We start from the raw sequence: 22,389 nt of genomic DNA on the forward strand, positions 1-22,389 counted from the left end.
GACAAGCATAAATTAAAAATGGCCCTGTAAATCAATTGATTACAGAGCCATTTAGTGCCCAGAACTGGATTCGAACCAGCACACCCTTGCGAGCGCTGCGACCTGAACACAGTGCGTCTACCAATTTCGCCATCTGGGCAACTGATTCCGTGTTAAGGGATTGCAAAGGTATACACTTTCCCCAATATTCCAAATTTTTATATAGAAAATTTTCAAACTACCAACCATACCTACACAAAAAAGGCCGACCCCTAAAAGGTCAGCCTTTCTTTTCAAGAGCATCCAGCTTATACAGCTACATTGAACTCTCTCAGCGTATCGTTCAGACTCGTCTTCAAATCTGTAGATTCTTTACGTTGACCAATTATCAGTGCGCAAGGAACCTGGTATTCACCAGCAGGGAACTTCTTAGTATATGTCCCTGGAATTACCACACTGCGTGCCGGTACACGACCCTTGTACTCTACCGGCTCAGGACCACTTACGTCAATGATCTTGGTAGACTTAGTCAATACCACATTCGCACCCAGTACCGCTTCTTTTTCTACTATCACACCTTCTACTACAATACAACGACTACCCAGGAAACAACCATCTTCGATGATCACCGGACTAGCCTGCAGTGGTTCTAATACACCGCCAATACCAACACCACCACTCAGGTGTACATTCTTACCAATCTGTGCGCAGGAACCTACAGTCGCCCATGTATCCACCATGGTACATTCGTCTACGTATGCACCAATGTTTACGTAAGATGGCATCAGGATCGCGCCTCTGCCAATGAATGCACCATATCGTGCAATCGCATGAGGTACTACACGAACACCCAGATCTTTATAGTTGGATTTCAGCTTCATTTTGTCATAGAACTCAAATGGTGGGAGGTCTATGGTTTCCATTGTTTGGATGGTGAAGTACATCAGGATGGCCTGCTTTACCCATTCATTGACTTTCCAGCCTTCTCCTGTGGGTTCTGCTACCCTGATCTTTCCCTTATCTACAGCTTCAATAACAGCTTTGACAGCATCGCTGTAAGTAGATTCCTGTAGCAGGCTGCGGTTTCCCCAGGCAGCCTGGATGAGTTCTTGTAGCTCCATTGTGTATCGAAATTTTTCACAAACATAGTAAAAGAGGGGGGAATTTTTCACTGATGCTTTTCCTGATTAGCCGGAAAACACCAATGAAGGCGCCAATGCCCTAACCTCCCAACCACCTACCTCCTTACCCCTCAACCTCCCAACACCCTAACCTCCTTACCTCTTTACCTCCCCACCTCCCAATTTTTTATTTATTACCTTTACCCCCCTTTAAACCATACTATGAATATTGCTTTCGATGCCAAACGGGCTTTCCAGAATAACACAGGTCTCGGCAATTACAGCCGGACCCTAATCAGTTCTCTGGCTACCTATTACCCGGAGCACCACTACTACCTGTATGCACCCAAACTAACAGGTATGTACAGCACCGCTGCTTTAGGCAATATGACCACCATATTGCCTAAAAAGCCCCTGCATCGCCTGCTGAAAGGACTGTGGCGCAGCAAATATGTAGTGAGTGAACTGGCGCAACAAGGCATTGATATTTATCATGGTTTAAGTCACGAGATCCCTTTCGGCATTCACAAGAGTGGTGTCAAAAGTATTGTTACCATGCACGACCTGATCTTTGAACGCAACCCGGAACAATACAATCCCATTGATGTGCAGACGTATCGTAAAAAGGCTAAATACGCCTGCCAATACGCTGATAAGGTCATTGCGATCAGTGAGCAAACTAAACAGGATCTGATTACGTATTATAATACACCGGCAAACAAAATCGCGGTCGCTTATCAAAGTTGTGATGAGTCGTTTGGTGTACAACATAGCAAAGCGGAAATTGCGCAAATGCTGGAGAAATATAACTTTCCGAAGGAGTATTTCCTGTATGTTGGATCGTTGATTGAACGAAAGAATTTGTTAGGTATCTTACAGGCTATGGTGCAGCTGAAAGGTAAGCTGGATATACCTTTGGTAGTTGTGGGTGGTGGCAGTAGCTATAAGAAAAAGGTGATGGATTTTATTGCCGCCAACGGGTTGCAAAAGAGCGTTATCCTCGTAAATGATACGGTGAAATTCGCTTATAATGATCTGCCGGCTTTGTACCAGGGAGCTAAAGCGCTGATTTACCCATCTTTCTTTGAAGGATTTGGAATACCTATTCTGGAAGCGATGTGGTGCCGTACACCCGTGATCACTTCCAGTGGTTCCTGCTTTGGTGAAACTGCCGGGGATGCCGCCCTTTATATCGATCCGGCGAAACCTGCGTCAATAGCGAATGCTATGGGTGAGGTGGCTAATAACCCCGCACTCATAGAAGAGCTGAAAGAAAAGGGATTAAGACAAGCGGAAAAGTTTACAAGAGAAAAATGTGCAGCGGAAGTGATGAAGGTGTACCAAAGCCTGTAAATGAGAAGATCGGCTTCGTAACTGATGAAGGTGCACCAAACCCTATAAACCAGAATCATCGGCTTTGTAACTAACAAAAGTCTACCAAAGCCTCTAAATCACTAACTAAAACAAAACACCCCCGTTCCAAAGTCTATAACATATGACCACCGATTTTGAAAATGACGTAACGGCCGCTCTCGCCGCCTTAAGAACCGGAAAATTAATCCTCTACCCCACAGACACCATCTGGGGCATTGGTTGCGACGCAACCAACGAAGATGCCGTAAAAAAAGTCTTCTCCCTTAAACAACGCCCCGAAAAAAAGAGCCTCGTCATCCTCCTCGCCGACGTAAAAGACCTCCTCAAATACGTCGCTCACCCCGATCCGGCCATTGCCGATCTGATCGCTAATTTTGATCGCCCTACTACTGTCATTTACGAAGGCGCCCTCGACCTTGCTCCCAGTGTTATTAATGAAGATGGTACCGTGGCTATCCGCCTCGTGCAGGACCCCTTCTGCCGTCACCTGGTGAAACGTCTTCGTAAACCTTTGGTTTCCACTTCCGCCAACCTGAGCGGCCAACCTTCCCCCGCTTTTTATGCAGACATTGACCCTGCCGTAAAAAATGGCGTAGATTATGTTGTAGCCTACCGACAGGAAGATACTACCCCCCGACAGCCATCCCGTATTGTTAAGTTATTGAAAGACGGTACCTTACAAGTAATAAGGGAGTAGTACTCACACCCTGATGAGGAGACCATGGACTATCGGCTAAAAAAAGCTACTTTTGCCGTTTTATTTAAATATGATCAGCAGAAAGCCTATTGACATACCCTGTACCTTACAGGAACGCAAAGTGTTGGAACAGATAGCGTTAGCAGCCCATGAACTGGGCGTGCCCTGCTATTTGATCGGGGGTTTCGTGCGTGATAAACTGCTGAACCGCCGTACCAAAGATTTGGATGTGGTGTGCGTAGGAGATGGCATTGCCTTAGCACACAAAGTGGCTACTTACTTTGATAATGCCAAGGTGAGCTTCTTTAAAACCTATGGCACCGCACAGGTAAAATGGAATGAATTTGAAGTTGAGTTTGTAGGCGCCCGCAAAGAAAGTTACAGAGAGGAATCCCGCAACCCCGACGTGGAACCGGGTACCCTGGAGGATGACCAGCTGCGCAGAGATTTTACTATCAACGCACTGGCTATCAGCCTCAATGAAGAAGATTATGGAAGCCTGATAGATCCATTTAATGGGCTGGCGGACATGGATGCAAAAATTATCCGTACTCCATTGGCACCTGCCCAGACTTTCAGCGATGACCCTCTGCGTATGATGAGGGCCATCCGCTTTGCCTCCCAACTGCAGTTTACTATTGCTGACGATACCTTTCAGGCTATCAAAGAGCAGGCAGACCGCATTCAGATTATCTCCCAGGAACGTATTACCGACGAACTGAATAAAATCATGTTGTCTGCAGTGCCTTCTATAGGTTTGAACCTGTTGTTTAAGAGCGGATTGTTGAAGATCATCTTCCCGCAACTGGTAGATCTTGCTGGTGTTCAAACGGTTGATGGCAAGCGGCATAAAGAGAACTTTTCACATACCTTGCAGGTAGTCGATAATATTTCCAGAAATACAAAAGACCTTTGGTTACGCTGGGCTGCACTGTTGCACGATATCGGTAAACCCGCCACCAAACGTTATGAGCAGGGCCATGGATGGACATTTCACGGACATGAGATGGTAGGAGCCAAGATGGTTCCCCGCATCTTCTCAAGACTGAAACTCCCTACGCATGAACCTATGCGCTTAGTGAAGAAACTGGTAGAACTGCACCAGCGGCCTATTAGTCTGACGAAAGAGAATATCACTGATTCTGCAATACGCCGCCTGCTCTTCGAAGCAGGAGAGGATGTAGAAGCCTTAATGATGCTCTGTGAAGCAGATATCACATCGAAGAACGTATCCAAAGTGCGGAGATATCTCGATGATTATGAACTGGTAAGACAGCGCATGAAGGAGATAGAGGAGAATGATCGTCTGCGTAACTGGCAACCGCCGGTAACAGGTGAGATGATCATGGAAACCTTTAACCTGACGCCCTGCAGAACCGTTGGTGATCTGAAAAGTGCCATCCGCGAAGCCATCCTGGATGGGGTGATACCCAATACCTACGATGCCGCTTATGCCTTCCTGCTGGAAAAGGCAAAAGAGATGGATTTGACACCAGTTAAATAAAATTGTTAATTTAGTAAAGTGGTGATGTTTCTGAGTTAAGGTTTGATGATTGATATATAATAGCTTTTTGTGTATTTATAGCTATTTATGTATTATTAGCTTTAAACCAGAGACGAAGCATCCAATTATTCAATAAAATCCTTTATTGTCATGCCTGTTTTGAAATTCAGAGTTTATTGGGAAGAAGACGAAAGTGTGTACAGGGATATTTCCATTAAACCAGACCAGACATTTTTACAATTCCACCAAGTCATTTTGCAGTCATTCGAATTTGACAATAAACATAAAGCGACTTTTTTCCGTAGCAACGATAACTGGCAACGGGGAAGGGAGATCATTCTCGAAAAAGACAATGTAGTCCGCAAGGTAGATCCATTACTGATGGAAGAAACTGTCATTGGGGTAGCAGTGAAAACGCCTAATCAGAAGTTTATATACCTCTATGATTTTGCGAAGAACTGGACGTTCCTGGTGGAATTGATCGGGGTATCCAAGGATGAAAATTCTAGGGTGACCTATCCGCTATGTGTAAGGAAAGAAGGGTTGGCGCCTAGCCAGTACGGTACAAAAGGACTGGTAGGTGATAAGCTGGTGGAGATGGAGGAGAAGTATGACCTGAATAAAGAGGGGATGAGTGAAGATGGATTTGGCGAAGAAGGAGAGGAGGATGAAAACAGTGAAGCGGATGATGAAGGAATGGAGGATGCCAGCAGTGAAGACATGTATTAATTTACATGAGAGATAAGAAAGTAATCGTAATAGCAGGTCCTACGGCTGCCGGAAAAACGGCGATGGCTGTACGGGTAGCCCAATATTTTAATACCGCGGTAATATCTGCAGACTCCAGGCAGTGCTACAGAGAGATCAGTATCGGCACGGCAAAGCCCGGTGCTGCTGAGTTGGCGGCTGTACCCCATTATTTTATCAATTCTCATAGCATTCGTGAAGAAGTGAATGCAGGTATCTTTGAGAAGTTAGCATTACAATATGCAGAGGAAGTGTGGAGGAACAATGATGTCGTCGTGCTTTGTGGCGGTACAGGTCTGTATATAAAAGCCTTTTGTGAAGGAATTGATGATATACCTGCTGCGCCAACGGAAGTTAGACAATCCATTATTTCACAGTATGCGCAGGAAGGATTGACGTGGTTGCAGGAAGAAGTGAAAGCGAAAGATCCCCGGTTTTATGCCGTGGGCGAAATCCAGAACCCGCAACGATTAATGAGGGCCCTGGAAGTTTTTGAAACTACCGGAAAGTCGATTTTGGAATTCCGGACAGGAAATAAAACCAACAGGGATTTTGAAATTATCAAGACGGGGATTGAGTTGGAGAAGCCACTGTTGCATGCTAATATTGAAACAAGGGTGAGGCAGATGATGAAGGATGGATTGGTAGAAGAGGTGCGATCAGTGCAGGAATTCAGGAGTCATAATGCTTTGCAGACGGTGGGGTATTCGGAGATATTTGATTACCTGGATGGGAAGACCACGCTGCAGGAAGCCGAAGAATTAGTAGTCATTCACACCAGGCAGTATGCGAAAAGACAAATGACGTGGTTTAAAAAAGATAAAGAAATTAAGTGGTATGAAAGAGGAGAGGGGTTGTTGGAAGATATAAAAAAAACGCTTGGGCCGTAGCCCAAGCATTTATATTTTCTTCAGCAACACCTTCTGCTTCGTAAAATCCGCCGCCGCATCCATAAACGCCATCATCTGCCCCCACGCACCTACTGTCTCATGCTGATGATTATAACTCTTCGTAATATTCACCACCAGCTTATTCCCCTCTACCTTCGAACTACTCACAAACTGCCCGGTCTCATTGATCACTGACTTATTCAGATTCTCCACACCCTCCAATGTATACCCCTCCGGAATATTCACCCACACCTCATAAGACACCGTCCGCGGAAACGCCATATGCACATCATAAGTACGCTTCCTTTCTTCAGGTGTCAATTCTATCTGACCTGTGATCAGTTTTCCGATATCCAGCATATAATTATTCCCCGCCTTCTTTACAAAACCATCCATGGTAAATGACTGATGCATCGTAAACGGCTTATTCTGTTTCTCCAGTCCCTGATCCGCCACTTTATAATAAGTCACCGCCGTAGGCTGAATACTATAATCTGTATAGATATTATCTTTCACCGTTTCATCCATATCTTTCCGTGCCTTTGCAAACGCCGCCTTGTATTCAGGAAACCGCTTTTTATCTGCTGATAGATCACGCTCGAAAGTGGTAGACATGCTCAATGTTTTTCTTTCCTCTTCCAACATATCTTCATACAGCAACATATCTACATACTGATAACGATATTGCCCTTTTGCACGTATCATCCTGTCAATATTCAGCGTTTGCAGGTTCTCTGCATTAAAACTGATATTCAGTTTCTCAGCATCTACATTCTGCGCCGCAGTACTTACAGGCAATGTGATCTTTCTGAAACTGGATGATTTTTCCCCTTTGCTCCCCGTCACACTTACCGCATAAGCTTCCTGTCCTTCCAGTCCGGTCGGCAACTCATCAGGATAACTAAACATAGATCCCAGGTAGCAATACATAGGTTGATCATCTGGTTTAGCAATGATAAAATATTCCAGGTCATCCAGTGAAACCGCATCCTGCAGCGTACCTACACTACGTGGCACCGCCGCTGCCAGATCTGTATCAATATCATACTTCAATAATAACTGACGAAATGCATTGGCCACAAAGTGAGACCTTGGTGAATATAATTTCCTGTTCTGTCCTACTTCTATATCCGCGCCCAGGCCCCCCTGCTCACGGTAAAGCGCTGCATAACGAATGTAATAATATGCCAGTTCCGCTATCTCTCTCTTCGACATATCTGTTTTGTTATGTACCTTCTTGTAATTGCTAAGTACATCCGGGAACTCCTTCAGGATAGCTGGCAGCGCCATATACTGCGCTCCTACACTGATGATCCGGTAAGTCAGGTATTCCTTGATATCTTTCTCATTTACCCCATTCACCATGTCTTCCGCAATATTGTAAGTCAACCTTAATGTCGGCAGACTACGATTGGCATACAACCAGCGCTCATCCGTAATTTTAGGTACATCTTTTTTATGAATAGAGAATACGTAGTCTTCATCTTCCTTTGTACGCTTCAACACACTTGAATCATCATTGAGGTATCTCCATGACACACCCATTTTCCTGAAAACCCTGATGTCCAGTGCAAAGTCCAGCATCGGGTATTTCTCACCAATACTGTAATCCAATGGATCCGGATTCGTAAACCAGCTAGCCGCATCTTTATTGATCCGTACATAATAGTCGATGATGTCGCCTACCTGCAGGTCAGCAATTGCGATCTTCTGTTTTTTATCATCCTTTTCATCCTTTACATTGACCGCATCATTCATGTCTATATCTCGCTGCTGGCCATTTGGCTTGATCACACGAATGCCCATAAAGGATACCAGTTTGTACCCGCGCGCCCAGCTGCTGCTCTTCAGTTTCTGGATATTGAATTCAGAATATTCTTCCAGCGCTGCCTTATCCTGGATCTTAACACGCTCGTGCAAGGTCGTGTTAATATGATCTTTGCGCCGGCTATGATCCGCATCCAGCGAGAACTTCACTGCAAGTATCACTGCCGATTCATTCTGATATTTTTCAGGCACTACTGTTTGTGCAAAGGCTGGATCTTTCGCATCCTGTACTTCTTTTTTCACCTCATCAGCTTCTGCCTGATAGGCTCTTTCCTGTTTTGACTGTGCCTGAATATGCAGGCCTGTGGTGAATAGCAGGGCCGTAATGACAATGCTTCTATACATAGGTTGTTCTATTTTACTGTTGGGTAAGGGTTATTTGTTCCAGGTATTTTTGTGATAATGCGGATACCGCTTTATTCCAGTCCCCGAAAGCGGCTTTTTGCAAATAAGTGTTATTGATCTGCAATTGCTTGCGGTAAGTGATCTTATTGCCAGTGGCCTTGTAGGTGATGTCAAAAATGAAATTAGGTGAAGAAATATGCAGATCCTCCGGCAGGGAAGTCATTTTATACCCTGCAGGTATAAGCAGCTCTGTCTCTGTGATGTAATTATTTTTGCAGTCGAAACGGATGTCAGTCTTACGTTTTACAGTATCGATCACCGCGTTGTTATATTCCTTGTTGTAGTCGATATCGATATACATCTCTTTGCCAAATGAAGATACGGCATCAGGATACTGTAGATCAAAACTTACTTCCAGATCGCCGTCCCGCTGATCCAGCCGGGTAGTGGTGACATTGGATATTTTATAGTGACTATTCTTGTTGGTGATGTAAGTTTCCAGTGATGTCTGTACCCTGTCTTTTTTAGTCAGGTTTATGTTGTACAGCAAGTCAGATTTGCTTTCACCATTGTATTTGTATTTTATTTTGCCAGTCATACTGTTTCCTTCTATGGTCAGGGATTCCTTGAACAGGCGGGCGTTTTGTGCCGGTGTGGTGACAGGAATATTTTCTAACAGCACATTGTCTCCGTTTTCAATCATCACTTGTCTGCCGGCTATTCGTTCTGCATAGATGCCGGGTTGCATATACTTTTCAGTCGCATCGAGGAACCACCATTTATTGTTGTATTGTACGGCACATATCATGTGATTGTCCGCATTCAGGGAAGGAATACTATGATCGTACATAATATGATTCGTACCTATCCAGCAGAGTCTTGCATCCAAACCACAACGCACGAGCAGCTCTTTTGTAAGGTTGGCCATGCCTTTACAATCTCCGTATTTCTTGCGCAGTACCTCGTGCGCTTCGTCAGGACGGAAACCAGCAAGACCATCTTCGAATGCGATATAGCGGATGTTTTCTTCTACCCAGTAAAAAATAGCTTTTAACTGATCAAATTTGTCCGGAATACCAGCGGTAATTTCCCTGGCTTTAGCCCCTAAAGTGGCGGTATCTGGGTGCAGCTGGGATGCCAGGTTATGACACCATTGATACAGGTCGTTGGTCGTATTAAAGTAAACGGTTTGCTCTCCTTTATAATCTGCACGCTTGCTGCGAACTAAAATATGAGGATAGATCCAGCTTGGCCCCGGGCTCATGGAGCTTTTCTTCATGGCAGGCAGGTTCGTGGCGGTATAAGTATAGATGTCCGCATCCCGATCTTTATCGTACGTCTTTTCCGTTTTTATGTGCTGATTTTCGAAATGGAAAGTATGGATGTCTATGTTCATCCAGCGGGGTACGATGATGCTGATGGTTTTTTGTTTGGAAGGGTAGTAGTCCGTCAGATAAACGGTGGTCAGATAGCGGGGATCGCGAATGGCTTTTTCGATGTTCACTTCATTGTGTGCCCCTTGTTTGGAAAAGGGAATATTGAAGTAGCAGATCTTTTGGTCAGAGTAGAAGTATTCGTCAATATTCAGATAATCGTAAGTGGGCGTGATAGTCCGGTTTTTTTTGCCGTCTGTCAGGATTGTGAGGTCCGTGATCTCTTCCTGGTTATTGTAGGGCTCGGAGAAGGGGATGGTGGCGCGGAAGCTGTTGCAGACAAAGTCTTTATGGATAAGTTGTTTTACCGTGACCTGCTTTTGTTTGGTATTGTATTGAAACTCGAATGTTTCGGAGGAATTGGCTAGTTCGATATTGTCCGGGTCGTCTTGTGATTTTGCATAAACGGAGTGTAGCAATAACAAAATTAACAAGGTATAAGAATGGATATTCATAATGTATAAGGAAAATAAGTATAAGATTAAAAGTATATCATTTGGCTGAAAACAAAAAGCGCTTCTGCTATTAACAGAAGCGCTTTTCTGATTTTATAATTTTTTTTAGAATTTCCAACCGAAAGTAGCCAGTCCTGTATAAGAAGTTTTCTCAATCTTCGCAGCATCTGGTGTCACATAGTTCATGTTATTTGCCAGCATGGTATATGGCTGGTTATAACTGGTAGAAGAACCATAGATAAATGCTAAGTCCATGTAGAAGCCATTGTTGCGATAGCCAATACCACTGGAGTAGTAAGAGCGTACCCCATCAAGGCTGCTGATTTTGTAAGGACTGCCATAGTAGGAGTAACCCAGACGTAATGCAATGGTATGCAGTTTCAACTCACCACCTACGCGGAAGTTGGACGCTGCCTGGTAAGTATCTTTAATCGAATTGTTCCTGTCAGTTTCTGTTTCGCGGTCATAGCCGTCGTTGTTTTTGAAACGCATATGCATGGAAGCATAGTCTACATATTCGTAATCCACGCTGATGAAACCTGTAGGCTTACGGGTATCGGCAGATGGTGCGAACAGGTAGGTAGCACTAAGGATACCTTTCCATGGCGTACGGACGGTGTATTTGGATTCATCATCCAGACCATCATAACGGCTGTCGAGGGAAGAGAATGAATGCACTCCGTTTGACTTCGTAGACGTGGTCATATCTGTATGGTACTCATCAGTAAGCCAGATCCAGGAAGGCGTATGGATAGTTGCCCCCAGGTTCAACGTCTTCACCGGTCTGTAAATGATACCCAGTTTTGCATTGATACCGGTACCGTAAGTTCTCAGTACTTCTGTGGTAGTAAAGTAGTTGAGGTCTGTAGCTACGGTATTGAGGTTCGTTTCTTTCCAGGTCAGGTCTCTTCTGTATTGCACGTTTGGAACGCCAATACCACCACCGATGTAGAACTTATCGTTGTAGTTAGCGCCAAAGGAACCTGCAAATTCAGTATTCGCGCCTCTTTCAAAGCTGGTGCTTTCCTGGCGTACGTATACACTATTGTCAGTAGCTTCGGCCGCAGAGTAGAATGTACCTGCAAAAGAGCCATCTGTATTTGTCACCGGGTTGATCAGGTATGTCTGGTAAGCGAGGGCAGAGGAGTGAGCCAGGATGGTTTGGTCAGGATCTCCACCCAGCTGTGCATTCGGATTGGTAATTCCTGCTGCATCAGCTGCCAGGTAATAATTTAAGGAAAGAGAAGAATTATGGATATCTCCGGTATAATAAGTACGCTGGTTATAGTTTGACGTACGGTTTACACCGATACCGCCGCTGAAGTTCTGCCATTTACTGCCCGGTTTCTTTCTTTTACCGCCCCAGATGATGGTGGCGTTAGAGATATTCAGGTTCGTTCTGGAATCACTGGAGGACACCCCCTGGTAAGTACCGGTAGAAGATATAGAAGGAACACCGACGGTAAAGGAGAAGTCGCTTGTTCTGAAGAAACCTACTGTAGCAGGGTTGATGTACATGGAAGAAGCTTCCCCGCCCAATGCGCCCTGAGCCCCACCCACGGCCTGTGCACGGGCTGTTCCTGAAGGAGCGCCGCTGCTGAAACGTAAAGCGTCGTCAATATTTTGTGCTTGCAATGAGAAACAGGCTCCTGTCATAGCAATGGCTAACACCATTCTTTTCATCATATGGTAGAATTAAGGGTTAAAAAATACCCCGGCCTATTTTGACCAGGGTAGATTTTTAAGAATATCAATGATCAAATCATTTTTAAGATTAGTTACGGCCTCTGCCGCCACCACCTACGCGACCACCGCCGCCTCCGCCACCGAAGGAACCACCACCGCCACCGCTTGTACGGCCTGGGCTATAAGATGGAGCAGGTGAATAAGAACGCTGTGGTTGATAAGAAGGTTGTGACTGCTGTGAAGGTGAGTAAGACCTTGCTGGCTGATAAGATGACCGGCTTGGCTGACTTGTAGTACGGCCACCGCTGTTGTCAACTGTAGTAGTACGCTCACCTGATGTTGGTGAATAAGTACGTCTTGGCTGATAAGAACCTGCAGAACCGTTACTGATACGACCACCACTGTTGCCGGAATTGCCATTCACTACTCTGGAAGGACGATAGTCAGTTCTTGTGGTGCGGCCACCGCTGTTACCAATTACACGACCACCGGATGATCCTGTGGCAAATGAGGTATTGCGTGTAGCACGTCTGTAACCACCGGCGTAACCATAGCCATGACCACCGTAGTAGCCGCCATAGTAACCACCATAATATGGATATCCATATCCATAACCATAATATCCGTAGTAAGGATAGTAGAATGGATCATAATAGCCATAACCATAGTAAGGATAGCCATAACCAAAACCAAGGCTGAATGCGGAACCATAGCCGTATCCATAACCAAAGCCAATGCCGAAGGAGCTACCATAACCGTAATACGGATTGGCATACATGCTGGAATAAACACCAGGTGTGCCATAATAATCATAGAAACCGCCGGAATAAGCATTGTCATTGAACAAACTTAAGCGGCGTGCATAATCCCCCTGGTCATCGTCGTAATTAACATATGTTCCCCCATCTTCACTATCAGTATATTGAACGTTGTCACCACCGTTATTATTATTTGAGGAAGCATAGGCAGGTTTAACTCTCGGAGAATAATACACATCATCCGGTGTTTGGGTTGTTTTATATGCTGACGAACAGCTACTTAATATCATTAGCGTCAGTACAGCGAGGTAAGGAGCTGATTTCATTGTCGGAATTTTTAGCCTGAATTACACTATAAATTTACACTATTTTAACGTTCAAATGTCGGTAAACGTTACAAGATTCCTAAACCGTTCATAATATTTTACTAAACTATTTGCACGTTTCTGATTTTCATGTAGGTTTGTGACATTTTACCTTTTGGTAATATATTTAACACAAATATTACGCCACAATATCTAATTATTGTGTAATAAGTAGGGTAGCTTGCACAAGTTGTTGTAAATGAGAAAAATAATCGACAATTATATAATCAAATTTTAAATGAGTAAAGAGATCACGGCCCGTTCCGAAGACTATTCACAATGGTACAATGATTTGGTGCTGAAGGGCGGTTTAGCCGATTATTCTGCCGTAAGAGGATGTATGGTCATCAAACCTTATGGATTTGCGCTCTGGGAAGGAATGCGCGATGTATTGGACAAAAAATTCAAAGATACAGGGCATCAGAATGCCTACTTCCCGTTGTTCATCCCCAAAAGCTTCCTGAGTAAGGAAGAAGATCACGTGGAAGGCTTTGCAAAGGAATGTGCGGTGGTTACTCACCACAGGCTCATGAAGAATCCTGACGGCCCCGGTGTAGTTGTAGACCCTACCGCAAAGCTGGAAGAGGAGCTGATCGTTCGCCCAACCTCCGAAACAATTATCTGGAATACATATAAAGACTGGATCAAGTCTTACCGCGACCTGCCGTTGCTCATTAACCAATGGGCGAATGTAGTGCGCTGGGAGATGCGTACCCGTTTGTTCCTCCGTACTGCAGAATTCCTCTGGCAGGAAGGGCATACCGCCCATGCTACTTCGGAGGAAGCGATTGCCGAAGCAGAGCAGATGCTGGAAGTGTACGCTGATTTTGCAGAAAACTATATGGCACTGCCCGTAATAAGAGGTGTAAAATCTCCTGCTGAGCGTTTTGCCGGTGCCCTCGATACTTACTGTATCGAAGCGCTGATGCAGGACGGCAAAGCACTGCAGGCAGGTACTTCTCACTTCCTTGGCCAGAATTTTGCTAAGGTATTTGACGTAACTTTCACCAACAAGGAAAATAAACTGGAATATGTATGGGCTACCTCATGGGGTGTATCTACCCGCCTGATTGGTGCCCTGGTCATGGCGCACAGTGATGATGATGGGTTGATACTGCCTCCGCGCATTGCCCCACTGCAGGTGGTGATAGTGCCTATATACAAAGGTGCAGAGCAGAAAGAAAAGATCGATGCGAAAGTGTTCGAAATCATGAGCGATCTGAAAAAAGCAGGTATCCGTGTTAAATACGATGATGCAGACAACAACCGTCCTGGCTGGAAATTTGCTGAGTACGAATTGAAGGGAGTACCTGTACGTATCGCTATTGGTGCCAGAGATCTGGAAAATAATGTTGCGGAAGTAGCCCGCCGCGATTCCAAAGAGAAATCCAGTCAGTCACTGGATGGCCTGGGGGCTTATATCGGCACATTGCTGGAAGATATCCAAACGCAGATGTACAATAAGGCGAAAGCTTACCGTGATGAGCACATTACACCTGCTAACACGATGGACGAGTTTGAAAAACTGCTGGACGAAAAAGGTGGTTTCATCTCCGCACACTGGGATGGCACTGCCGAAACAGAAGAAAAAATCAAAGAGCGTACAAAGGCCACCATCCGTTGTATTCCTTTGAACAATCCTCAGGAAGCAGGTACCTGCATCCTGACCGGTAAACCTTCTACACAGCGTGTACTATTCGCGAGAGCTTATTAAAAGATGAGTTGATAAGGCCGGGTTGCTGCCTGTTAACTCCTCTACTCAGAGATACTCATGGAGCAGGGCTGATCTGTTGATCAGTCCTGTTTTCCTTCGGATAAATAATATTCAAAAATCTGACCTTATTTCATGCCTGCAGTCCGTTACATATTATGTTGGATACTGTTGACTGTGTGCTTATGCGATCATGCATCGGCACAGGGTCTCATGATCCGCAATTATAATGTAAAGGATGGTCTGGCCAATGCTACCGTGTATGCCGCCGTGCAGGATAAAGAAGGTTTTATCTGGTTCGCCACGCCCACAGGCGTGAGCAAATTCGATGGTAAACGTTTCCGTAACTACGCTAAGAAAGACGGTCTTACTGACAATGATGTAGTAAGATTATCCGCCGATTCCAAAGGAAGGGTATGGTTCTCCACCCTGAATGGATTGCCCTCTTTCTATTTCAATAACGAAATTCACTCGGGTGCCAATGACTCCTCGCTGCGTATCGATGCTCACGGACAGTATATGCAGTACATGTTTGAAGACTATGCTGGTTTTGTATGGTTTCTCAATACTGACAACAGGATCATCCGCTACAGCGGCATGAGAACAGAATATAAGCCGGGCCGTACCGACCTTTTTTACTTCCTCCGCAACGATACCATCTTCAAACCCCTCCAGAATTATTTTAATCTCGGCTCTCTAAAGGATGGCAATAACCTTTCACAAAAGATCTTCCTCTCTTCTCCATACCCCGCAGATGATGATGTGTTCATTGGCAGGATCCGGAAGAACCCGATCGTTATTCTCAAAAATGCTATTTACACCTATAATAATAAGGAAGCCACCTGTTTCTTCAATGGTCCGGATTGGGGTATTAACGATGAAATCAGTAACGTATGCCTCGATAAGGAGGACCTGTGGATTGGTACTCCCCGTGCATTGTATTACCTGAAAGACTTTTTCAAAGGTGCACGTCACATGGTGAAGTTGCTCGACAATCACTACATCACTTCTGTATTGAAAGACCGTGATGGCAATATCTGGATCACTACTTTCGGCGATGGCGTGTACAATATTCCTTACAAAAATTTTTACTTTAATTATCTCGATAATACAAACGGGCTGTATTCCCACTCTATCTTCAGCATCTGCAAAGACCGCAAAACCGGTATCCTGCTGGTAGGCCAGAATGCAGGGGTGCTCAATACCATCGATAGTAACAATACGATCCGGCGCTTTAACCTGGATACCACCAGTGGACGCAACAGCATCCTCAGTATTTTACCGTATAAAGAAAATGAGATCCTGATCGGTGCGGACAATGGACTGTTTATCTTCAATACCCTTCAGCAGCGGGTTTCCGTATTACGAGCTATCAGGAATATGAAGGATATGGACGTAGGGCCGGATGGCAGGATCCGCGCAGTGTCCAAAGACCAGGTGATCGGTGAGAACTATGCTGTGGAGGTGCCGGATGTACAGATCACGTCTATCGCCAGTGTGAATGACTCTTCTTATTATGTAGGTACCGGCTCCGGGTTGTTCTATGGCAAAGAGGGATCAGCCAAAGTGGTGATACCGGGTACGGATATAGAACTGCACCAACCCGTCAAAGACCTGAAATATATAGATGGCTACCTGTGGATAGGAACGGCAGATCAGGGTTTGTTCGTATTAAAGAACAATCGTGTCATAAAGCATATTGGCTCTGCCGATAAACTGGTGAGCGATATCTGCCAACAGCTATATTATGATGGGGTAGGCAGATTGTATGTTTCTACCAACAAAGGGGTGTCTGTGATCGATGTGCATACCCAGACCCTGATCCGGAATATTACCAGTAACGATGGGTTGATGAGTGACGATACCCGGGGAGTATATTACCAGCACGGGATATTGTACATCGCCACTTCCAACGGGTTAAGTTATTTCAACGACAATAATATGCCGGTAGATACGGTGCCTCCTGCAGTGTACCTGAGTCACATCAGGTATGGCGACAGTACCTATCTGCCTTCAAAAAAGATCACTTTACTATACCAGCGCAAGGCTTCGTTCGAAGTTGAATTTGGTGCGATCGCCTATGATCTGCCGGACCTGGTGGAGTACCAGTATAATTTTTCCAGCGATACAAGCAGTGGCTGGATCACGACAATGTCCAATATCGTACCTTTCCCTGACCTGCAGCCAGATACTTATGAATTACAGATCAGGGCGAGAAAGTACAAGAGTGAATGGAGTCATCCAGTGGCCATTACAGTGACGATACTACCGCGGTGGTATCAGCAATGGTGGGCGAGGGGAATCGTGATTTTGCTGGCATTGCTGCTGGTTGCATTTATATTAAGGTATATCTTCCTGCGGTTCAAAGATGGGGAAAAACGCAAGACAGAATACAACAGAAGGATTGCAGAACTGGAGGCCAAAGCCCTTACAAACCAGATGAATCCGCACTTTATATTCAACTCCCTGAATAGCGTGCAGCACCTGATAATGGAGAAGGAGGAAAAGCAGGCACTGAATTTCTTAGCAGATTTCGCTACCTTGATGCGGCAAATGCTTAATAATTCCCGGAAATCCTATATTTCGCTGGATGAAGAAATAGCTTTCCTCACCCGTTATATTGAGTTGGAGAAGATTAGGTTTGCAAATGTCTTTACGTACCACTTTGCCATAGAAGATGCATTGAAAGATTATACAATCTATATACCGCCTATGATTATACAGCCGATCGTGGAGAATGCGATCAAACATGGCCTTGCGCCTAAAAACGGCAGCGGGAACCTGGAGGTAAGACTGATGCTGAAAGGGGATATGCTATACTGTTCCGTAGACGATGATGGAATAGGCTGGGACAGGGCAAATGAACTGAAGAGCGGACGCCTCATAAAGCACGAATCTACAGCCCTGAGCGTGATCAGGGAGCGGTTGCAGATTATAAAATCTTTTAATGGAAATGTTGGAAAGTTAGAAATTATTGATAAATTTAAGTCAGGTTTCGGCAATAAAGAGGGTACGCTCGTTGAAATTCTGATTCCCATTGTTAAGATGTTATGAGTAATATAAAAGCTGCGATCGTAGACGATGAAGTCCGCAACATCCACATTTTGCGAAATATTCTTGAAAATTACTGTAAGGATGTTACGGTAGTAGGGGAGGCGCAGAACATTCATGACGCGGCGGAGATGCTGAAAAATACCCAGATCGATGTACTGTTTCTGGATATTGAAATGCCGCCACATAATGGATTCCAGTTATTGGAAATGTTCCCTGTGCTAAACTTCGAAGTTATCTTCATCACCGCGTTTCAGGAATATGCTTTGCAGGCAATAAAATTTGCCGCGTTGGATTATCTGCTCAAACCTATTAAGGTGAGTGAGGTAGAAGATGCATTGGAAAAAGTAAAGAAGAGTAAAAAAGGTAGGTTAAATGAGCTGGCGTCGATTCTGAAGGATTATGTAAAGAACAATGACAACGCGTTTTCCAAGATAGTGATTCCGGTGAATGATGGGTATAATGTGATAGATCTGAAGGATATCATTTATTGCGAAGCGTTTGATAGTTATACAAAGATCCAGTTGATCAATAATGTATCGCATTTGATATCCAAGTCACTGAAGGAGTATGAGGAAATGTTGAGTGATAAAGGATTCTATAGGGTACATAAGTCTTTCCTGATTAATATTCATCATATCGTGAAGATTATAAAAGGCCTGGGAACAGCAGTTGTGATGAGTGATCAGAAGAATATACCGATCAGCTCCCGGAAGAAAGATGAGTTTTTTGCGCAGTTGAAAGGAGTGATAAATCTGTAATTGCAAGTAATAAAAAATATAGATGCCTGGCGAAAGCCGGGCATTTTTTTTTAAATGGTTTTCATTCCCTATTGGTGAATTCCCTCTTTCATGAATGTTTTTATTGGAAATGGCCTGCGGCAGCATTGAAGCGCGCTCTTTTCAGGCTAACGCCCTTGTTGAAATTGCCTCCCCCCATAGGAGTCAGCCGAACAAATAAAGATCTTCCTTGCTGCCGAAGGCCCTTAAAACAAAAGAGCCCTGGTTGAAATACCAGAGCTCTTCTCTCCTTAACTTATAAACCTATATGAAAAACGATAATTAAAAATCAGTACTATTCGTCAAATCAATATTGTAATAGTACACACCATTCAACTCAGGATACACACCTTCCAGCTGCACCTTCTTCTGTTTCTCCAATATCCCTCTCAGCTGTTCCACTGAACTCACCACCTGATCTCCTGCTTTCATAATAATAAAAGAAGGTTTCATATTCGTTTGTTTCTTCAGTACACCACTGCTGATGTTATCTACATATACACCACCACGAATACCGATCTTCGCTGCATCGCCTTTTTCCAGTGTCACCAGATCCGCGCCCAGCGCATCGATCACTGTTGCTTTCACAATACTGGTATTACCATCAATGTTCTTCAGAACTGCATTCGCTGTGCGTGATTTATCACCACGGAGGTAGCTGATACTGATCTTATCACCTGGTTTGAATCTTGCGATCTGCTCCGTCATCTGTGGAATAGAAGGTGTATTCACACCATTGATACCAGTGATCACATCACCCTTCTGAATACCTGCATCAGCCGCAGCACCACTTGTTACCACATCTGTCACTACTACACCATTCACATCTCTTCTTATACCATAGTCACCCCATTTCTCTTCAGGAATAGAATTCGGATCCTGGTACCTGATACCGAGGTAAGCACGTTGTACATTACCATACTTCATGATATCATTTACCACTTTCTTCACCAGGTTCACGGGAATCGCATAAGAGTAACCTGCATAGGCACCGGTAGGAGAGGCGATCGCAGAGTTAATACCAATCAGTTCACCTGCGGTATTGATCAATGCACCACCACTGTTACCCTGGTTCACAGCAGCATCTGTCTGAATAAAAGATTCGATAGCGTTTCTTTTTGCCTGTTTGTTAATACCGATAGAACGTGCTTTTGCACTCACGATACCTGCAGTTACGGTAGTTTCCAGGTTTAATGGATAACCGATAGCAAGCACCCACTGACCAATTTCAACCTCGTCAGAATTGCCATACAGCATGTAAGGCAGGTTTTTCGCGTCTACTTTGATCACCGCGAGGTCAGTGTTTGGATCGGTACCGATCACTTTTGCTTTGTAAGTTTTGTAGTCATTGAGCGTAACGGTGATTTCGTCCGCATCGTCCACTACGTGATTGTTTGTCACGATATAACCATCGTCGGAGATGAGTACACCGGAGCCGGAAGCCATCTGGCCGGGAACATAATATTTACGTCCGCCGCCGCCACCCTGGAATTCGTCCCCGAAAAAGTCATCACCGAAGAGGTCTTCAAGTACGCTTCTTTTCCTTTGCAGGTTGTTTGTAACCTGACGGGGATTGATCTTTGTCTTAATGTGAACCACACCTGGAACTGCCAGTTTTGCTGCTGCTGAGAAGTCGGTGGGTGGAGTAATGTTTCTGTGTTCTGTACCAGGCATGTAGCTGGTATAGTTTACTGGAATGTTGTCTGATCCATTTTGATAGGGACCTGCCTGCCGGGGCTGAAATTTGCTGTAAACAAACACGCTGGCAAAGGCAGTGGCCGCGCTGATAAGAACAGTTGCCGCAATTTGCCGGAATTTCATATTTCTTTGAGTTTAAGTTTTATTGAAAGCAAAAATGTTGATATAAGGAATATAACAATTTTAGTGCCTCGGATACAAATTTAAGGGGGTAAGTGATTCATTCAGCCAGTGTTGGTGTTACTTTAACAGTTTATTATATGAAAGGTTAATGTCATCTTAATAGAATGGGTGACAAAGTAACGGAGGTACTGACAAATTAACGATTGAATCGGACAAAATGTTATGTAAAAAGAAAAAAGGACAGCCATAAGGGCGGTCCTTTTCTACTGAAAGTGGTTTCATCTCCGTTGATGAATACTCCTTTCATGAATGTTTTATAGCTTACTCAAAAATTCCAGCGTATCCACTCCATCCGCATAATCCGTGAGCGATGGTTGCTGTGCCGTTCCAAAAGGAGTAAACCCTCTTCCTACCAGGCATTGCAACGCTGTATTCGCCTGCAACTCCGCCGCCAGCGTGTCCTTATCGGTATAATACCCATAGTTCAGCACACTTATTGGCGAGAAAATATGCGGCGCCTCCTGCAATAACATGCTCTCATTCGACATATAAGGACTGTTATTCAGCAGGATCAAAGCCAGGTTATAGTCGTAATTATTCTTATACTTATTATGATCGGCAAGATAACTATACTTCTTCTGTGCCTCCAGCAACAGGCTGAAATCATACCCTTCCGGTACAAACACCTTGGTTACATTCCGGCATCCCAGCCCAAAGTAAATACTGATATCGTCCGCCAGGCCTTCCAGCTCAGCAGGCGTTTCTTCACCTGTGAGGATAGCTACGGAAGTCCGGTTCCGGCGAATAATGTGCGGATACTGGGCAAAGTAATACTCGAAATACCTGGAAGAATTGTTGCTGCCTGTTGCAATATAAGCGTCACAGTTCTTCAACATATCCTGTACTGTAGTCTGTTCCGCCCATTCAGGGTGCCACTCTTTCATCTTATCCAGCACATGCTGCATCAGTATTACATCCTTTGATGACAGTTTGAGGCGAACATTGTGGCCGCTCACGAAACCGCAGAGCCAGTCATGAAAGCCTACAAGAGGGATGTTACCAGCGGTAACGATGCCCACTGTACGGGCAGGTTTGTTCTTAGTCAATTCCGGGTAGGCATTGATCCAGCTGTTGAGGTGGGCGGCTTCCAGGAAATTCTCCGCAATCTGGCTGATGGCCAGATCTATGAATTCCGGGGTGAACCAGCCGTTAGCCTGGTAAGCTCTTTCCTTTACTGCCAGAAGCGCTGGATCATTGCTTGTCAGGTATTGACCTAAACGTACCAGGGCGGCTACTTTTTCTGTACTGCTCATGAATCTATATAAATAGTTTACTTTTTAAAGGGAGATATTCTATTTTTGTCTGCAAAATTAATGGCTTACTTCTTAAACAAAAAGTTTATAACATGGCAATCAAAATAACAGATGAATGTATTAATTGTGGAGCTTGTGAACCTGAGTGCCCTAATAACGCGATCTATGAAGGTGGTGTTGAATGGGCAATGGCCGATGGCACTACGATTAAGGGTTCTTATGTGCTGATGGATGGATCTTCTATCGATGCCGACCAGCGTAACGCTCCTATAGCTGTTGACAGTTATTATATTGTTCCTAATAAATGTACTGAGTGTCAAGGCTTTCACGAAGAGCCACAGTGTGCGGCAGTATGTCCGGTAGACTGTTGTGTACCAGACGAAATGTACCAGGAGTCTGAAGAAGAACTGCTGGCAAAGAAAGAGAAATTACATATTTAATCAGGAAGCATAAGGAATTATCGGTAACTGGTCGTCAGATGCAAATCGCTGGCACGCATACCGAACCTAAATGGGGAGAAAAGGTCAAAATTG

The 22,389-nt window shown here is 44.6% G+C and carries 16 protein-coding genes and 1 tRNA gene; 9 read left to right on the plus strand and 8 right to left on the minus strand.

Annotated elements, in window-relative coordinates; translation table 11 throughout:
* Positions 1-55: 55 nt before the first annotated feature.
* Both QQL36_RS18005 and QQL36_RS18010 read right to left on the minus strand, forming a co-directional pair.
* Positions 56-139: transfer RNA gene (locus tag QQL36_RS18005), tRNA-Leu, on the minus strand.
* A gap of 148 nt (positions 140-287) precedes the next feature.
* Positions 288-1,100, minus strand: a complete 813-nt coding sequence (locus tag QQL36_RS18010; protein WP_083725941.1) for a 2,3,4,5-tetrahydropyridine-2,6-dicarboxylate N-succinyltransferase — start codon at positions 1,098-1,100, stop codon at positions 288-290.
* Between the two features lie 222 nt (positions 1,101-1,322).
* Between QQL36_RS18010 and QQL36_RS18015 the strand changes: the two genes are divergently transcribed.
* The 5 genes from QQL36_RS18015 to miaA all read left to right on the plus strand — a co-directional run bounded on the left by QQL36_RS18015 (position 1,323) and on the right by miaA (position 6,312).
* Positions 1,323-2,453 carry a glycosyltransferase family 1 protein gene (locus QQL36_RS18015; RefSeq protein WP_321570523.1) on the plus strand — a complete coding sequence of 377 codons (1,131 nt, stop codon included), beginning with the start codon at positions 1,323-1,325 and terminating at the stop codon, positions 2,451-2,453.
* A gap of 142 nt (positions 2,454-2,595) precedes the next feature.
* A complete protein-coding gene (locus QQL36_RS18020; RefSeq protein WP_321570524.1) occupies positions 2,596-3,171 on the plus strand; it encodes an L-threonylcarbamoyladenylate synthase in 576 nt (191 codons plus the stop codon).
* Positions 3,172-3,241: 70 nt separating this feature from the next.
* Positions 3,242-4,675, plus strand: coding sequence for a CCA tRNA nucleotidyltransferase (locus QQL36_RS18025; RefSeq protein WP_321570525.1), 1,434 nt, complete (start codon positions 3,242-3,244; stop codon positions 4,673-4,675).
* Positions 4,676-4,825: 150 nt separating this feature from the next.
* Entirely contained in the window at positions 4,826-5,404 is a 579-nt protein-coding gene (locus QQL36_RS18030) for an IS1096 element passenger TnpR family protein (RefSeq protein WP_321570526.1), read from the plus strand.
* A gap of 5 nt (positions 5,405-5,409) precedes the next feature.
* Positions 5,410-6,312, plus strand: a complete 903-nt coding sequence (gene miaA / locus QQL36_RS18035) for a tRNA (adenosine(37)-N6)-dimethylallyltransferase MiaA (RefSeq protein ID WP_321570527.1) — start codon at positions 5,410-5,412, stop codon at positions 6,310-6,312.
* 9 nt (positions 6,313-6,321) lie between these two features.
* Here the strand turns inward: miaA and QQL36_RS18040 are convergent, their stop codons facing one another.
* The 4 genes from QQL36_RS18040 to QQL36_RS18055 form a co-directional block, all read right to left on the minus strand.
* Complete coding sequence (locus QQL36_RS18040; RefSeq protein ID WP_321570528.1) at positions 6,322-8,484, minus strand: DUF3857 domain-containing protein; 2,163 nt, start codon at positions 8,482-8,484, stop codon at positions 6,322-6,324.
* A 13-nt stretch (positions 8,485-8,497) separates the two neighbouring features.
* A complete protein-coding gene (locus QQL36_RS18045) occupies positions 8,498-10,372 on the minus strand; it encodes a transglutaminase domain-containing protein (protein ID WP_321570529.1) in 1,875 nt (624 codons plus the stop codon).
* A 105-nt stretch (positions 10,373-10,477) separates the two neighbouring features.
* Positions 10,478-12,058: a hypothetical protein gene (locus QQL36_RS18050; RefSeq protein ID WP_321570530.1), complete on the minus strand. Its 1,581-nt coding sequence runs from the start codon at positions 12,056-12,058 to the stop codon at positions 10,478-10,480.
* Between the two features lie 88 nt (positions 12,059-12,146).
* Complete coding sequence (locus QQL36_RS18055; RefSeq protein WP_179091221.1) at positions 12,147-13,142, minus strand: hypothetical protein; 996 nt, start codon at positions 13,140-13,142, stop codon at positions 12,147-12,149.
* A gap of 277 nt (positions 13,143-13,419) precedes the next feature.
* On the opposite strand from QQL36_RS18055, the gene proS reads away from it, so the two are divergent.
* The 3 genes from proS (at position 13,420) to QQL36_RS18070 (ending at position 18,704) form a co-directional block, all read left to right on the plus strand.
* A complete protein-coding gene (gene proS, locus QQL36_RS18060; protein WP_083725958.1) occupies positions 13,420-14,895 on the plus strand; it encodes a proline--tRNA ligase in 1,476 nt (491 codons plus the stop codon).
* A gap of 132 nt (positions 14,896-15,027) precedes the next feature.
* A complete protein-coding gene (locus QQL36_RS18065; RefSeq protein ID WP_083725960.1) occupies positions 15,028-17,946 on the plus strand; it encodes a two-component regulator propeller domain-containing protein in 2,919 nt (972 codons plus the stop codon).
* On the plus strand, positions 17,943-18,704 hold the full coding sequence (locus QQL36_RS18070) for a LytR/AlgR family response regulator transcription factor (RefSeq protein WP_072363242.1): 762 nt from the start codon (positions 17,943-17,945) through the stop codon (positions 18,702-18,704). Before QQL36_RS18065 ends, QQL36_RS18070 begins: the two co-directional genes overlap by 4 nt.
* A 300-nt stretch (positions 18,705-19,004) precedes the next feature.
* Here the strand turns inward: QQL36_RS18070 and QQL36_RS18075 are convergent, their stop codons facing one another.
* Together QQL36_RS18075 and QQL36_RS18080 are read right to left on the minus strand one after the other, a co-directional pair.
* Entirely contained in the window at positions 19,005-20,543 is a 1,539-nt protein-coding gene (locus QQL36_RS18075; protein WP_083725962.1) for a trypsin-like peptidase domain-containing protein, read from the minus strand.
* Positions 20,544-20,857: 314 nt separating this feature from the next.
* Entirely contained in the window at positions 20,858-21,856 is a 999-nt protein-coding gene (locus QQL36_RS18080) for an acyl-CoA reductase (RefSeq protein ID WP_321566285.1), read from the minus strand.
* A 92-nt stretch (positions 21,857-21,948) separates the two neighbouring features.
* Between QQL36_RS18080 and QQL36_RS18085 the strand changes: the two genes are divergently transcribed.
* A complete protein-coding gene (locus QQL36_RS18085) occupies positions 21,949-22,296 on the plus strand; it encodes a 4Fe-4S dicluster domain-containing protein (RefSeq protein WP_083722535.1) in 348 nt (115 codons plus the stop codon).
* The last annotated feature ends 93 nt before the right edge of the window (positions 22,297-22,389 follow it).

Source organism: Chitinophaga sp. LS1 (assembly GCF_034274695.1).
Taxonomy (GTDB): domain Bacteria; phylum Bacteroidota; class Bacteroidia; order Chitinophagales; family Chitinophagaceae; genus Chitinophaga.

Excerpts from the sequence above, each read along its gene's own strand:
- QQL36_RS18030 (WP_321570526.1), top strand. The coding sequence starts at position 4,826 with ATGCCTGTTTTGAAATTCAGAGTTTATTGGGAAGAAGACGAAAGTGTG.
- QQL36_RS18025 (WP_321570525.1), top strand. The coding sequence starts at position 3,242 with ATGATCAGCAGAAAGCCTATTGACATACCCTGTACCTTACAGGAACGC.
- QQL36_RS18080 (WP_321566285.1), bottom strand. The coding sequence starts at position 21,856 with ATGAGCAGTACAGAAAAAGTAGCCGCCCTGGTACGTTTAGGTCAATAC.
- QQL36_RS18050 (WP_321570530.1), bottom strand. The coding sequence starts at position 12,058 with ATGATGAAAAGAATGGTGTTAGCCATTGCTATGACAGGAGCCTGTTTC.
- QQL36_RS18085 (WP_083722535.1), top strand. The coding sequence starts at position 21,949 with ATGGCAATCAAAATAACAGATGAATGTATTAATTGTGGAGCTTGTGAA.
- QQL36_RS18070 (WP_072363242.1), top strand. The coding sequence starts at position 17,943 with ATGAGTAATATAAAAGCTGCGATCGTAGACGATGAAGTCCGCAACATC.
- QQL36_RS18065 (WP_083725960.1), top strand. The coding sequence starts at position 15,028 with ATGCCTGCAGTCCGTTACATATTATGTTGGATACTGTTGACTGTGTGC.
- QQL36_RS18040 (WP_321570528.1), bottom strand. The coding sequence starts at position 8,484 with ATGTATAGAAGCATTGTCATTACGGCCCTGCTATTCACCACAGGCCTG.
- QQL36_RS18045 (WP_321570529.1), bottom strand. The coding sequence starts at position 10,372 with ATGAATATCCATTCTTATACCTTGTTAATTTTGTTATTGCTACACTCC.
- miaA (WP_321570527.1), top strand. The coding sequence starts at position 5,410 with ATGAGAGATAAGAAAGTAATCGTAATAGCAGGTCCTACGGCTGCCGGA.
- QQL36_RS18015 (WP_321570523.1), top strand. The coding sequence starts at position 1,323 with ATGAATATTGCTTTCGATGCCAAACGGGCTTTCCAGAATAACACAGGT.
- QQL36_RS18010 (WP_083725941.1), bottom strand. The coding sequence starts at position 1,100 with ATGGAGCTACAAGAACTCATCCAGGCTGCCTGGGGAAACCGCAGCCTG.
- QQL36_RS18020 (WP_321570524.1), top strand. The coding sequence starts at position 2,596 with ATGACCACCGATTTTGAAAATGACGTAACGGCCGCTCTCGCCGCCTTA.
- QQL36_RS18055 (WP_179091221.1), bottom strand. The coding sequence starts at position 13,142 with ATGAAATCAGCTCCTTACCTCGCTGTACTGACGCTAATGATATTAAGT.
- QQL36_RS18075 (WP_083725962.1), bottom strand. The coding sequence starts at position 20,543 with ATGAAATTCCGGCAAATTGCGGCAACTGTTCTTATCAGCGCGGCCACT.
- proS (WP_083725958.1), top strand. The coding sequence starts at position 13,420 with ATGAGTAAAGAGATCACGGCCCGTTCCGAAGACTATTCACAATGGTAC.